The sequence below is a fragment of the Nonomuraea fuscirosea genome, assembly GCF_003001935.1.
Lineage (GTDB): Bacteria > Actinomycetota > Actinomycetes > Streptosporangiales > Streptosporangiaceae > Nonomuraea > Nonomuraea fuscirosea.
In genome coordinates this window covers 39,433-52,492 of record NZ_PVNG01000038.1, presented here as the reverse complement: position 1 = coordinate 52,492, position 13,060 = coordinate 39,433, and the positions used below count along the sequence as shown (strand labels likewise).

The 13,060-nt window shown below is 69.6% G+C and carries 13 protein-coding genes and 1 tRNA gene; 6 read left to right on the top strand and 8 right to left on the bottom strand.

Annotation, left to right across the window (positions count from 1 at the left end; translation table 11 throughout):
- The first annotated feature begins 4 nt into the window (after nt 1-4).
- From gyrA to B0I32_RS52640, 3 genes are all read left to right on the top strand, one after another.
- Complete coding sequence (gyrA, locus tag B0I32_RS52650) at nt 5-2,503, top strand: DNA gyrase subunit A (RefSeq protein WP_106252706.1); 2,499 nt, start codon at nt 5-7, stop codon at nt 2,501-2,503.
- Between the two features lie 261 nt (nt 2,504-2,764).
- Nucleotides 2,765-3,259, top strand: a complete 495-nt coding sequence (locus tag B0I32_RS52645) for a DUF3566 domain-containing protein (RefSeq protein WP_245956684.1) — start codon at nt 2,765-2,767, stop codon at nt 3,257-3,259.
- Nucleotides 3,260-3,387: 128 nt separating this feature from the next.
- Nucleotides 3,388-3,461 (top strand) — tRNA-Ile (locus B0I32_RS52640).
- A 108-nt stretch (nt 3,462-3,569) separates the two neighbouring features.
- On the opposite strand, the gene B0I32_RS52635 is transcribed toward B0I32_RS52640, so the two are convergent.
- Entirely contained in the window at nt 3,570-3,854 is a 285-nt protein-coding gene (locus B0I32_RS52635) for a CGNR zinc finger domain-containing protein (RefSeq protein ID WP_106252702.1), read from the bottom strand.
- 159 nt (nt 3,855-4,013) lie between these two features.
- On the opposite strand from B0I32_RS52635, the gene B0I32_RS52630 reads away from it, so the two are divergent.
- Nucleotides 4,014-4,640: a class I SAM-dependent methyltransferase gene (locus B0I32_RS52630; RefSeq protein WP_106252700.1), complete on the top strand. Its 627-nt coding sequence runs from the start codon at nt 4,014-4,016 to the stop codon at nt 4,638-4,640.
- An 81-nt stretch (nt 4,641-4,721) separates the two neighbouring features.
- Here the strand turns inward: B0I32_RS52630 and B0I32_RS52625 are convergent, their stop codons facing one another.
- Entirely contained in the window at nt 4,722-5,258 is a 537-nt protein-coding gene (locus B0I32_RS52625) for a hypothetical protein (RefSeq protein ID WP_106252698.1), read from the bottom strand.
- 103 nt (nt 5,259-5,361) lie between these two features.
- Between B0I32_RS52625 and B0I32_RS52620 the strand changes: the two genes are divergently transcribed.
- The gene (locus B0I32_RS52620) at nt 5,362-5,820 is read left to right on the top strand and encodes a nucleoside/nucleotide kinase family protein (RefSeq protein ID WP_146178653.1); all 459 of its coding nucleotides are present in this window, start codon (nt 5,362-5,364) and stop codon (nt 5,818-5,820) included.
- 145 nt (nt 5,821-5,965) lie between these two features.
- Nucleotides 5,966-6,697: an SDR family NAD(P)-dependent oxidoreductase gene (locus B0I32_RS52615; RefSeq protein ID WP_106252694.1), complete on the top strand. Its 732-nt coding sequence runs from the start codon at nt 5,966-5,968 to the stop codon at nt 6,695-6,697.
- 46 nt (nt 6,698-6,743) lie between these two features.
- On the opposite strand, the gene B0I32_RS52610 is transcribed toward B0I32_RS52615, so the two are convergent.
- From B0I32_RS52610 to B0I32_RS52585, 6 genes are all read right to left on the bottom strand, one after another.
- On the bottom strand, nt 6,744-7,103 hold the full coding sequence (locus tag B0I32_RS52610; RefSeq protein ID WP_106252692.1) for a hypothetical protein: 360 nt from the start codon (nt 7,101-7,103) through the stop codon (nt 6,744-6,746).
- 58 nt (nt 7,104-7,161) lie between these two features.
- Entirely contained in the window at nt 7,162-8,409 is a 1,248-nt protein-coding gene (locus B0I32_RS52605; protein WP_106252691.1) for an MFS transporter, read from the bottom strand.
- Between the two features lie 28 nt (nt 8,410-8,437).
- On the bottom strand, nt 8,438-10,831 hold the full coding sequence (locus tag B0I32_RS52600) for an ATP-binding cassette domain-containing protein (RefSeq protein ID WP_106252690.1): 2,394 nt from the start codon (nt 10,829-10,831) through the stop codon (nt 8,438-8,440).
- A gap of 119 nt (nt 10,832-10,950) precedes the next feature.
- On the bottom strand, nt 10,951-11,301 hold the full coding sequence (locus tag B0I32_RS52595; RefSeq protein ID WP_106252688.1) for a VOC family protein: 351 nt from the start codon (nt 11,299-11,301) through the stop codon (nt 10,951-10,953).
- 142 nt (nt 11,302-11,443) lie between these two features.
- Complete coding sequence (locus B0I32_RS52590) at nt 11,444-11,980, bottom strand: hypothetical protein (RefSeq protein WP_106252687.1); 537 nt, start codon at nt 11,978-11,980, stop codon at nt 11,444-11,446.
- A gap of 27 nt (nt 11,981-12,007) precedes the next feature.
- The gene (locus tag B0I32_RS52585) at nt 12,008-13,009 is read right to left on the bottom strand and encodes a 3-oxoacyl-ACP synthase III family protein (RefSeq protein ID WP_106252685.1); all 1,002 of its coding nucleotides are present in this window, start codon (nt 13,007-13,009) and stop codon (nt 12,008-12,010) included.
- Nucleotides 13,010-13,060: the final 51 nt, after the last annotated feature.

Here is a 13,060-nt window from a genome sequence, read left to right as displayed (position 1 = left end):
ACCTGTGACGGACGTGAACACCACTCCCCCGGCTGACCGCATCGAGCCTGTGGACATCCAGTCCGAGATGCAGCGCAGTTACATGGACTACGCGATGTCCGTCATCGTGTCCAGGGCGCTGCCTGACGTGCGCGACGGGCTCAAACCGGTGCACCGGCGGGTGCTCTACGCGATGTACGACGGTGGCTACCGTCCCGACCGCGGCTACTTCAAGTGCGCCCGCGTCGTCGGCGACGTGATGGGCACCTACCACCCACACGGCGACACCTCGATCTACGACGCGCTGGTCCGCCTGGCGCAGTCGTGGTCGCTGCGATATCCGCTGGTCGACGGGCAGGGCAACTTCGGCTCGCCCGGCAACGACCCGGCGGCGGCGATGCGTTACACCGAGTGCAAGCTCGCGCCCATCGCCATGGAGATGCTGCGGGACATCGACAAGGAGACCGTCGACTTCCGCCCCAACTACGACGGCAAGTCGCAGGAGCCCGACGTCCTGCCGGCGCGCATCCCGCAGCTGCTGGTCAACGGCTCGGGCGGCATCGCCGTCGGCATGGCCACCAACATCCCGCCGCACAACCTGCGCGAGGTCGCCAGCGCGGTCAAGTGGGCCCTGGAAAACCCCGAGGCCAGCGAGGAAGAGCTGCTCGAAGCGGCCATGAGGCTGGTCAAGGGGCCCGACTTCCCCACCAAGGCGCTCATCGTGGGCCGGCGCGGGATCGAGGACGCCTACCGCACCGGGCGCGGCTCGATCACCATGCGGGCCGTGGTCGAGGTCGAGGAGGACAAGGGCCGGCAGGCTCTGGTCGTCACCGAGCTCCCGTACCAGGTCAATCCTGACAACCTCGCGCTGAAGATCGCCGAGCTGGTGCGTGAGGGCAAGCTGACCGGCATCGCCGACGTCCGCGACGAGAGCTCGTCGCGGGTCGGGCAGCGCCTGGTCATCGTGCTCAAGCGCGACGCGGTCGCCAAGGTCGTCCTCAACAACCTGTACAAGCACACCCAGCTCCAGGACACCTTCGGGGCCAACATGCTGGCGCTGGTGGACGGCGTGCCGCGGACCCTGCGGCTCGACCAGTTCATCCGTCACTACGTGGCGCACCAGATCGAGGTCATCGTCCGCAGGACCCGCTACCTGCTGCGCAAGGCCGAGGAGCGGGCCCACGTCCTGAGCGGTCTGCTGAAGGCCCTGGAGCGGCTCGACGAGGTCATCGCCCTGATCCGGGCCTCCGAGTCCGCCTCGCACGCCCAGCAGGGCCTCATGGGGCTGCTGGAGATCGACGAGATCCAGGCGCAGGCCATCCTCGACATGCAGCTGCGCAAGCTGGCCGCCCTGGAGCGGCAGGCCATCCAGGACGAGCACGACGCGCTGATGACCCAGATCGCCGAGTACAACTCGATCCTGGCCAGCGAGAGCCGCCAGCGGGAGATCGTCAACGACGAGCTCGCCGAGATCGTCGGCCGCTACGGCGACGAGCGCAAGACCGAGATCATCGCGTACGACGGCGACATGTCGATCGAGGACCTCATCGCCGAGGAAGAGATCGTCGTCACGATCACCAGGGGCGGCTACGCCAAGCGCACCCGTACCGACCTCTACCGGGCGCAGAAGCGCGGCGGCAAGGGCGTCCGCGGCGCGCAGCTGCGCCAGGACGACATCGTCGACCACTTCTTCGTCACCACGACCCACCACTGGCTGCTGTTCTTCACCAACAAGGGCCGGGTCTACCGCGTCAAGGCCTACGAGCTGCCCGACGCCGGTCGTGACGCCCGGGGCATGCATCTGGCGAACCTTCTCGCCATGCAGCCCGACGAAACAGTCATGGAGGTTCTCGACCTACGCGACTACAACGTCGCCCCCTACCTCGTCCTCGCCACCCGCAGCGGGCTGGTCAAGAAGACGCGCCTGTCCGAGTACGACTCCCCCAGGTCCGGTGGTCTGATCGCGATCAACCTGCGGGACGACGACGAGGTCATCGGAGCCCGCATGGTCTCCGAGTCCGACGATCTGCTGCTCGTCTCCAAGGGAGCGCAGTCGATCCGGTTCACCGCCTCCGACGAGGCCCTGCGGCCCATGGGGCGGGCGACCAGCGGCGTCATCGGCATGAGGTTCCTCGACGGTGACGAACTTCTGGCCATGAATCGCATCGCCGACGGTCAAGATGTGCTTATCGCCACGAAGGCTGGGTACGCAAAACGGACGCCAGTGGATCAGTATCCGGTTCAAGGACGTGGCGGTAGGGGTGTGCTGACTGCGAAAATCGTATCTTCCCGTGGCAAGCTGGTCGGAGCCGTCATGGTCAACCCAGAGGACGAGGTCTTCGCGATCACGTCCGCCGGCGGGGTGATCCGGACGAGTGCCGGCGAGATCAAGCAGTCCGGCCGCCAGACCATGGGAGTGCGATTGATGAATCTCGCCGAAGGCGACAGCGTGGTAGCCCTCGCCCGGAACGCGGAGTCCATGGAGACTCCGATGGAGAGTGAGGAAGACGGGGGAGGAGAGTAAATCATGAGCGCCCAGGGTGGCACCGCCAGGACAAAGGCGGCTGCGGGTAACGGTCAGCAACCGAAGAAACCCGCAGAGACCGAAATATTCACGCCGGTCGAGGAGGGCAAGGACACCTCGCCCGCGCAGGGCAGGCCCCTGCCAGGACAGCAGGAGGCCGGCAAGCCCGCGCCTCCTCCTCAGCCTGGCCCTCCGCCCGGTGGCGGGCCTGGTGGACCTGGCGGGCCCGGTGGGCCTGGCGGGTCTGGCGGGTCTGGCGGGTTGCAACCGCCGGAGGGCAACGAGACCGTCCGGCTGCGTCCGTCGCTGGCCACCGAAGCCCCGCCGGCCATCGAACTGCCCAAGAAGAAGTCGTCCAACTCCTCGGGGGGCCGGCTCCCCCGCAAGGCACACCTGGTCCTGCGCCGCGTCGAGCCGTGGTCGGCCATGAAGTTCAGCTTCGTGGTCTCCCTCGTCTGCTTCGTGGTGCTGTTCGTGGCCGTGGCCGTCCTGTACGGCGTGCTGTCGGCGCTGGGCGTCTTCGACTCCATCGTCGACCTGGTCAACCAGCTCGGAAAGGGCGAGCAGGGCCAGAGCTCGATCCCGATCGACATCGCCTCGTGGTTCGAGCCGGTGCGCATCCTCGGCTACACGGCCCTGATCGGAGCCGTGAACGTCGTCCTGATCACGGCCCTGTCCACCTTGGGCGCGGTCATCTACAACATCGCCTCCGACCTGGTGGGCGGCGTTGAAGTGACGTTCAGCGAGGCCGAATAGGCGTGGACGCTCGCGCCGCGCGCACTGATCGCGCGGCGCGAGCAGCCCGCCGGACGCGGTAAGCTCTTCTCGTCCGAGCAACCGGTTCGCCTCCCTGAGGCGAATGCGATAACGTTCGGTGTGCGAGCGGGGCTATAGCTCAGACGGTTAGAGCGCTTCCCTGATAAGGAAGAGGTCCCAGGTTCAAGTCCTGGTAGCCCCACCCAGTTGATTAACGACAAGGCCGCTATCCGATCTTCGGAGAAGCGGCCTTTTTTGTTGCGTGTGTAAATCCACCGCGATCGCCAATTGCTCGGTACGAGTCCCCGGTTCAGGGCGTGCGGGTGCGGAGGTGGTGGCGTTGGGCCTTGGTGCGGTTGCCGCAGCGGGTCATCGAGCACCAGCGGCGTCTGCCTCCTTGCGAGCGGTCCACGAAGCGCAGGCCGCAGCGGTCGGAGGCGCACGTGGTGAGGCGGTCGTCGGTGATCGTGGGTTGGAGGAGGGGCGGGGTGCGGCCGCCACCGTCTCGTTGATCAGGCTGGATGTGATTCCGACCCGCGAGATGTTCCGCCGACGACGTGACCGGTGCCCAGATCACCGAATGCGGCCGTTTCATTCTTGAGGAGCGGTCGGAGGTTCTGCTGGAGTACCTGGGTGGCTTCTTGAGTTGACCCGCCTTGTGTGCGGGGGTCTTGTCGCCCTTGCCATTTACGAGCGGCGGGACAAGGGAGGCGCCTGACGGTCGCGGTGTGGGGGCGTGGTTCATCATGAGTTGGTGAGCGTGCGTTATGATGAGGTGTTCGGGGCCCTGCGGACGGCCTACGACGGGGGTGCCGAGCGGCGGGACGGCGCGGGTAAGCAGTGGTGGAAGCTGGCGGAGCGGGAAGCGTTCCTCGGCCGGGTCCTGGGCGACGGCGGCGGGCGGCTGCTGGAGATCGGTGCCGGGACGGGGCAGGACAGTGTGTTCTTCAGGGACAGTGGGCTGGACGTCGTCGCCGTCGATCTGTCGCCCGCGATGGTGTCGTTGTGCCGGGAGAAGGGCCTCGACGCCCATGTCATGGACTTTCTGCGGCTCGACTTCGCGCCGGAGTCGTTCGACGCGGCGTACGCGCTCAACTGCCTGCTGCACGTGCCCAACGGTGATCTGCCGGCGGTGCTGGAGGCCGTTCGGGGGTTGCTGCGGCCTGGTGGGTTGTTCTTTCTCGGTGTGTACGGCGGCGGGTCGCTGCACGGAGAGGGGATCTTCGAAGGGGACGATCACCGGCCTCCCCGGTTCTTCTCCTTCCGTGGAGATGAGGAATTGCAGGAGTTCGCCGGGCGGGAGTTCGAGATCGTGGACTTTCATGTCGTCGGAGCGGACGAGACGCGGTTCCAGTCGCTGACATTGCGTCGATCGGGGTAGGGCGGCAGTGGAGGGGCCGGGGTTAAGGGCCGACGTCGAGGACCGCCCGGTCCACACTTCGCCGTTGACCGGCCTGGCGGCTTACTGGCAGTTCGGCTGACTGCCCGTGTACGTGGGGTCGCACATCTCGTCCTGGACGTCCTGATAGTCCTGCGACTCGCCCGGGATCGAGATGTCGACCTCGTCCACGTACTCCGTCGTCGGGTCTCTGTCGTAGACCGTGTTTTCGATCATCAGGGTGCACGAGGCCAGCAGGAGCAGTGCGACCGCCAGCGCGCCCCAAAGGGTGAGGCGGCGGCGGGTTGCCTTGGCCAGGGGAGCCCGTGGGGGCGGGGGATCGGACGGAGAGCGGTCCAGGAAGGACGGCTTGGGGGCGAAGCGCTCGAGGTCCGCGGCTGTGGGGATGCCGAGGATCGGTACGGGGGCGGGCCGCTCGGGTACGGGCTCGGGTTCGGGGCGAAGGACGGCGCGGATGATGGGGATGGTGGGCGGCGGTTGGGGGTGGGGGGCGGTGTTCCGGGTGAGATGCCGGGTACGTCGTACCGCCAGGAGTGCCACCAGGAGCGCCACAGCCGCCGCGAGGGCCGCTGCCAGGGCGAGCCAGACTGTTCGGGACATTGATAATCGCCGCACGTCTGGCAGGGTATCCGGTTTCGGTCATCGTGGAGATCATGAGCGGTGGTAGGGAATGCGGGCGCTGGTTCTGACGGGGGCCCCGGCGGTGGGCAAGAGCACCGTGGGTCGTCTGGTCGCCACGGAACGGCCGTTGGCCGCCTTCATTGACGTCGACGACGTTCGTCACCTGGTCGTGAGTGGGCATGCCGCGCCGTGGGAAGGCGCAGAAGGGCTCCGTCAGCGGCGGCTGGGGGTGCGGAACGGGTGCGCGGTGGCGGGGAACTTGCTGGCGGGCGGCATCGACGTGGTGATCGCGGACGTGCTGACGGACGACACCGCTGCGTTGTATCGGGAGCTCCTGCCGGAGGTGCTGATCGTGGAGCTCGCGGTCGAGTTCGGTGAGGCGGAGCGGCGGGCGGGCACTCGGCCGGTGCACCTGACGCCTGGGGAGTTTCGTGAGTTGCATGAGCGGCAGGGCGAGTTCTCGGCGGGTGATGTTCGGGTGGATACGACGGGATTGTCCGTTCGAGATGCCGTTGCGCGGGTGCGGGAGATCTGGAGATGAGGGTTTCGGTTGCTGTGGAGGGTTGCGGAGGGGCGTCCTGAACCCTTGGTGGCGGGTGGTGCTGTGGTTTCGAGGGTTGTACGGGGAACGGCAGGGGCGCACAATCCACGGGTACCGCCATTCCGCGCCTCCCCTAGGAGCGTTCATGAGCACCGTCGCTTTGATCACCGGTGCGGCGAGTGGCATCGGGGCCGCCGTGGCGCGGCGGCTGGCCGCGGGCGGGGCCGACTGCGTGCTGGTCGACCGGGACGCTGAGGGCGTCGAGCGGGTCGGCAAGGAGGTCAGTGGCGCGTGGCTGGTCGGCGACGTCAGCTCCGAGGACACGTCCGTACGGGCCGTGGCGCTGGCCGATGAACGCTATGGGCGCCTGGATCTCGTGCACCTGAACGCCGGCACCAACGGTGGTGTCGACTTCTCCGCGTTCGACCCGGAGCGGTACCGGACGGTGATGGGGATCAACGCCGACTCTGTCGTCTATGGCGTGGCGGCCGCCCTTCCGCTGCTCAAGCGCTCCGGCGGTGGCTCGATCGTGGTCACGTCGTCGATGGCGGGGCTGGTCGGGTTCGGCCCGGATCCGATCTACTCGATGAGCAAGCATGCCGTGATCGGGCTGGTCAGGGCGCTGGTGGAGCCGCTGGCCGCGGCGGGGGTCAGGATCGGCGCTGTCTGTCCTGGTTTCACTGATACGCCGTTGATCGCGCCCGCCAAGGACTTCCTGGTGGCGGCCGGGTTGCCGATGCTGACCGCCGATGAGGTGGCGGCTGCTGTGGACGGGCTGTTCCGGGAGGAGTCGTCCGGGACGGTGCTGGTGGTGCAGAGCGGGATGGAGCCGACGCCGTACCGGCACGCGGATCTTCCGGGGATGGGCGGCGGCTGACGGCGGGGCCGCGGTGGGCTCAGCGTGCGGGGCTGCGGCGGTGGGTTCAGTGGGTGCGGCGGCGGTAGATGCCGTAGAGGCCGCCGGCCAGGCAGAGGCCCACGATGGCGATGAGGCGGATCACGTCGGGGCCGCCGGTGACGGCCAGCTCGCCGGTGGGCGGGATGAGGAAGCCGGTGGCCAGCGCCCAGGCCGAGACGCCTGTCACCGTGGCGGCCCACAGGTCGGCGGCGGCCAGCGCATACCCGCATCCGGCCAGGCCCATCACGAAGAATCGCAGCTCGAACTGGGCGGCGGGGATCAGCACCGCGGTGATCGCGCAGGCCGCGACCGCCACGAAGAAGCCGATGCCGATCAGGAGCTCGGTGGGGCGCGAAGTGGCGGGTCTGAGGCTGCGGAGGGGCATGAATCCCCATTGAAGGGTGAGATGGTCGCCAGGGCAAGCGATCCGGGCGCCTGGGTAATCAGGGGGTCGGGTTCCTTCGGCGGCTGGACACGAGGAGGAGTGTGCAGGCGACGAGGCCGACGGCCACGGTGGCGAGGCCCGAGCTGCCGAGGGTCGGGCGGGGGCCCAGGGCCGAGGTGAGGGGGCCGCCGAGTGCGGTGCCGAGCGGTGACGCGGTGAGCAGCACCGCGCTGCGGGCGGCGAGCATCGCGGTCAGGTGCTGCGGGGGCGCCTTCGTCTGCATGAGCGTCACCGAGAGCGCCACGAACGGGCCGTAGATCGCGCCGCCGATCGCGAAGCCGGCGATGGTGACGAGGACCGGCACGTCGAACCAGAACGGCAGCAGGCAGAGGCCCCAGCCGATCACCACGCCGATCGTCACGGGCCAGAGCGGCAACTGCCGCAACGCGCCGGTCGCGAGGCCGCCGAGCAGCGCGCCGATGCCGAACAACATCCAGTAGAGGCCCAGCAGGGTGCCGGGCGCGTGCAGGTCGTCGGTCACGTGGAGCGGCAGGGCCACCTCGACCGGGCCGTACAGGAAGTTGAAGCACCAGGTGAGGGCGAGCAGGCCGAACAGTTCGGGGTGGGAGCGCAGCAACGCGAGCCCGCCGCGGGCGGCCGTCTGATCGACGGGTGACACGTGGGCGTCGGGGTCCGGCTCGGGCAGCCGGGTACGTACGACGAGCACGGCGAGGAACACGTACGTCAGCGCGTCGAGGCCGAGGACGAGGGCCGAGTCGACGTACGTCACCAGCACGCCGGCGATGGCGGGACCGGCGATCGTGGCGGCGAAGCCGAGCGAGCTGATCAGGGTGTTGGCGGCCAGCCGCTGCTCCCCCGGCAGCAGCTCGGCCAGCATGGTGTACTTGCCCGCGTTGCCCCATGCGTGCAGCAGGGACGAAAGGGCGAGCAGCGTGACGTACAGGGGCAGACTGAGCAGGCCGGCCAGCCAGAACAGCGGCACGGCGCCGAGGAGGACCCCGCGCACCGCGTTGTCGGCGAGCAGCAGCCGCCTGGCGGGCACGCGGCGCAGGAGGCGGCCGAACGCCAGCGCCCCGGCCACCCCCGGCAGCGTGTACGCGGCCACCGCGGCGCCCACCCACAGGCCCGCGCTCCCCTGCGGCGCGAGCTCGATGGCGAGCCAGGCGACGGCGACGAAGCTCATGCCGTCGCCGAGGAACGAGACGCCGAAACCGAGGATGAGCCGCCGGAACACCCGGTTGGCGAGTACGGGACGGTAGGCGGAGGGAACGCGGATCAGGCGCATCGGCGGCTAAGGCACTCGAGTACGGCGGTCAGGCGCCGACGTACGCGGCGAGGTGTTCGCCGGTGAGGGTGGAGCGGGTGGCGACGAGGTCGGCGGGGGTGCCTTCGAAGACGATCCGGCCGCCGTCGTGCCCCGCGCCGGGACCGAGGTCGATGATCCAGTCGGCGTGCGCCATGACCGCCTGGTGATGCTCGATCACGATGACCGACTTGCCGGCGTCCACGAGCCGGTCGAGCAGGCGGAGCAGTTGTTCGACGTCGGCGAGGTGGAGGCCGGCGGTGGGCTCGTCGAGGATGTAGACGCCGCCGCGCTCGGCCATGTGGGTGGCCAGCTTGAGCCGCTGCCGCTCGCCGCCGGACAGCGTGGTGAGCGGCTGCCCGAGGGTCAGGTAGCCGAGCCCGACGTCGCTGAGCCGGTCGAGGATGGCGTGCGCGGCCGGGGTGCGCGCCTCCCCCGCGCCGAAGAACTCCGTGGCCTCGTCGACCGACATGGCCAGCACCTGGCTGATGTCGCGCCCGCCGAGGCGGTGGTCGAGCACCGAGGCCTCGAACCGCTTGCCCTCGCAGTCCTCGCAGGTGGTGCTCATGCCGGCCATCATGCCGAGGTCGGTGTAGATGACGCCGGCGCCGTTGCACCCGGGGCAGGCGCCCTCGGAGTTGGCGCTGAACAGGGCCGGCTTCACGCCGTTGGCCTTGGCGAACGCCTTGCGGATCGGGTCGAGCAGCCCGGTGTAGGTGGCCGGGTTGCTGCGCCGCGAGCCGCGGATCGCGCTCTGGTCGACCGAGATCACGCCCGCGCCCGCCGGGACGGACCCGTGGATGAGCGAGCTCTTGCCGGAGCCGGCCACGCCGGTGACGACGACGAGCACGCCGAGCGGGATGTCGACGTCGACGTTCTTCAGGTTGTGCGTCGTCGCGCCGCGGATCTCCAGCGCGCCGGTGGACGTGCGCGTCTTCTCCTTGAGCGCGGCGCGGTCGTCGAGGTGGTGGCCGGTGATGGTGTCGCTGGCGCGCAGCCCTTCGACGGTGCCTTCGAAGCAGACGGTGCCGCCCGCCGCGCCGGCGCCGGGGCCGAGGTCGACGACGTGGTCGGCGATGGCGATCGTCTCCGGCTTGTGCTCCACGACGAGCACCGTGTTGCCCTTGTCGCGCAGGCGCAGCAGCAGGTCGTTCATCCGCTGGATGTCGTGGGGGTGCAGCCCGATGGTGGGCTCGTCGAAGACGTAGGTGGTGTCGGTGAGCGAGGAGCCGAGGTGGCGGATCATCTTGACGCGCTGCGCCTCGCCGCCCGACAGCGTGCCGGAGGCGCGGTCGAGGGAGAGGTAGCCGAGCCCGATCTCCACGAACGAGTCGAGGGTGTGCAGCAGCTTGCCGAGCAGCGGCGCGACCGACGGCTCTTCGAGGCCGCGGATCCACGCGGCGAGGTCGGTGATCTGCATGGCGCAGGCCTCGGCGATGTTGACGCCGCCGATGCGGGAGGAGCGGGCCTCCTCGCTGAGCCGGGTGCCGTCGCAGCCGGGGCAGGTGGTGAACGTGACCGCCCGGTCCACGAAGGCCCGGATGTGCGGCTGCATCGACTCGCGGTCCTTGGCCAGGAACGTCTTCCTGATCTTCGGGATCAGCCCCTCGTAGGTGAGGTTGACGCCGTCGACCTTGACCTTCACCGGGTCCTTGTAGAGGAAGTCCTGGAGCTCCTGCTCGGTGTACTCGCGGATCGGCTTGTCCGGGTCGACGAAGCCGGACTCGGCGTAGACGCGTACGGTCCAGAAGCTGTCGGACTTCCAGCCGGGGATGGTGAACGCGCCCTCCGTGAGCGACTTGGAGTCGTCGTAGAGCTGGGTGAGGTCGAGGTCGGAGACCGCGCCGCGGCCCTCGCAGGTCGGGCACATGCCGCCGATCCGGGTGAAGCTGGCCCTCTCCGTCTTGCGGTTGCCGCGTTCGACGGTGATCGCGCCCTTCGCGCGTACGGTGGGCACGTTGAAGGAGAAGGCCTGCGGCGAGCCGATGTGCGGCTGCCCGATCCGGCTGAACAGGATGCGCAGCATCGCGTTGGCGTCGGTGGCGGTGCCGACGGTGGAGCGCGGGTCGGAGCCCATCCGCTGCTGGTCGACCAGGATGGCGGTGGTCAGCCCGTCGAGCACGTCGACCTCGGGCCGCGCCATCGTCGGCATGAAGCCCTGGACGAAGGCGCTGTAGGTCTCGTTGATCAGCCGCTGCGACTCGGCCGCGATCGTGCCGAACACCAGGGAGCTCTTGCCCGACCCGGAGACGCCGGTGAACACCGTGAGGCGGCGCTTGGGGAGCTCGACGCTGACGTCCTTGAGGTTGTTCACGCGGGCGCCGTGCACGCGGATCAGGCCGTGGCTGTCGGCGATGTGCTGTTCGGGCGCCTGCTGCGAGTCCGTCCTCGGGGGCGTGGTCATCGTCTCTCCATCGTGTCGGGGGCTGTCTCCGCCGGTGCTAGCTCGAATTTAACCAGCTATGTGAGGTATGTCCGTTTGTCTCCCGTCCCCGCCGAGGAGCGGGGACGGGGACCGGCTGCTCACTTGTCCTGCAGCAGCCCGAGGACGTTACCGTCCGGGTCGGTGAACGTGGCCACCACGCGGCTGCCGCCCACGTTGCGCGGGGCCGACTTCACGGTGGCGCCGGCCGCGGTCACCTCGGCCAGTTTGGCCTCGATGTCGTCGACCTGCCAGTAGACCGTGGGCGAGGACAGGTCCTCCGTCTTGCCGCCCGGGACCAGCCCGATGTGCTGGCCGTCGGCCTCGAAGCCGACGTAGTAGGGGTCGTCGGTCTGCGGCTGGAAGCCGAGCAGCGCGGCGTAGACCGCCTTGGCCGCCTGGATGTCGGACACGGGGTGCAGCACGGTCTTGATGCCCTGGGTGGAGGTCATTTCCGCTCCTGGAGTCGTGGGGTCACCAGCTCGGAGACGGTGCTCCGGGCTGCTCATGACCCTCACGCTAGGGGCCGTGCCTGGGGTGGCGCTTCTCGAATCCTGCTCGCTTCCCGACGGGCCTCTCGCGAGGTCCGTACGCTCAGAGTGAGAACGTCATCGTGCCCGCGCCGTGCACGCCGGTGATCCCCCGGGTGGCGCAGGTGCTGACGTCCGAGGTCGGGGTCGCGGAGCCGGCGGTACGGGCGCCGGCCAGCGGACCCTTGGTGATCGTGCCGCTGAGCAGCATGTCGCCGGGGTTGTGGCTGCGTACCTGGCTGAGCGCCGGGCGCAGGGTGGACACGCCCGCCTCCCCGCCGTCCGCGCCGTACCAGGTGATGTGGCCCTTGCCGCGGATGTTCTGCACGCCGGTGCAGAAGGCGCGGCCGGTTCCATGGACGGTCAGGCGGCCGGAGCGCAGGTTCGCCGCGGCCGGCGCGGTGGAGGAGCAGCCGGTGAGGACGAGCGTCCCCTGGGCGGTGACCGTACGCGGGAGGAAGCCCACGGCCGGCGTGAACGTCACCGGCTGCCCGGCCGCGGTGCTGATCCGGCAGGTCAGGACGGTCTGCGCGGCGTGCGCGGCCATCGGCGGGGTGGTCGCGGCCACGCAGACGACGGCGGCGAACAGGATCTTGGACATGTCGGTGCTCCTCGATACGGGTGGTGGCTACCAGCGCAGCAGTACGGTCCCGGCGCTCACCCCGCTGGCCAGCCCCACCAGGGCGACCAGGTCGCCGCGCTGCACGCGGCCGGCTCGGAGCGCCTGGTGCAACTGCGCCGGCAGGCTGGAGGCGACCAGGTTGCCGTGCTCGACGATCGTCACCTCGACCTTGTCGAGCGGGATCCCGGCCAGCTCGCAGAGCATGTGCAGGGACGCCAGCGAGGCCTGGTGCACGCAGATCGCGGCCAGGTCGTCCCATTCGAGCCCGCGCTCGGTCAGCGGCCCGGTCAGCGCGGAGTGGTCGAGCTTGCGCACGCCGACGGCCAGGTCCACGAAGTCGACCCGGAAGGGGGCCACCTCGAAGCCGCCCTCGGGGGCCGGCGTGATCGGCATGACGGCGGCCGGCCAGTGGCTGGAGTTCGCGCAGAAGCGGTGGGCGACGACGCCGGGTGCGCCGGCCGCCTGCAGCAGCAGGGCCGTGCCCGAGTCGGAGACGGTGTAGGAGGGGATGGCGGCGACGAATTCGTCGCCCGAGCTCACCCGCCAGCGGATGGAGGAGGTCGCGATCTCGCCGCAGGCGATGAGGATCGTGCGGTAGTGGCCGGCGGCGATGAGCGCGTCGGCCAGCTCGATCGCGTTCAGCACGCTGTTGCAGGCGTTGCGCACGTCGAACACCGGGCAGCCGGCGCCCAGCTCGGCTGCGACCATGTGCGCGGTGGCGGGCTCGACGGCGTCGCAGCTCACCCCGGCGTAGATGATCAGGTCGAGGGACGGCGCGGCCAGGCCGGTCTCCTCCAGCAGCTCGCGCGCTGCGGCCACGGCCATCGTGGCGGCCGTCTGCCCTGGGGCGGCCAGGTGCCGCCGCCGTACTCCGGTGGCCTGCTCGATGAGGCCGCGCGGGATGTGCACGCCGGGGTTGCGCTCGGCCAGCCCGTCCTCCAGCTCGGCGGTGGTCATGCTCCGCTCGGGCAGATGCACGGCCACCCCGGCCACGTGCGCGTAGTTCATGCTCGTCCCCCTCGTGTCCCCGTCTCGGGTCCCCGTGCGGCCACGATAGGG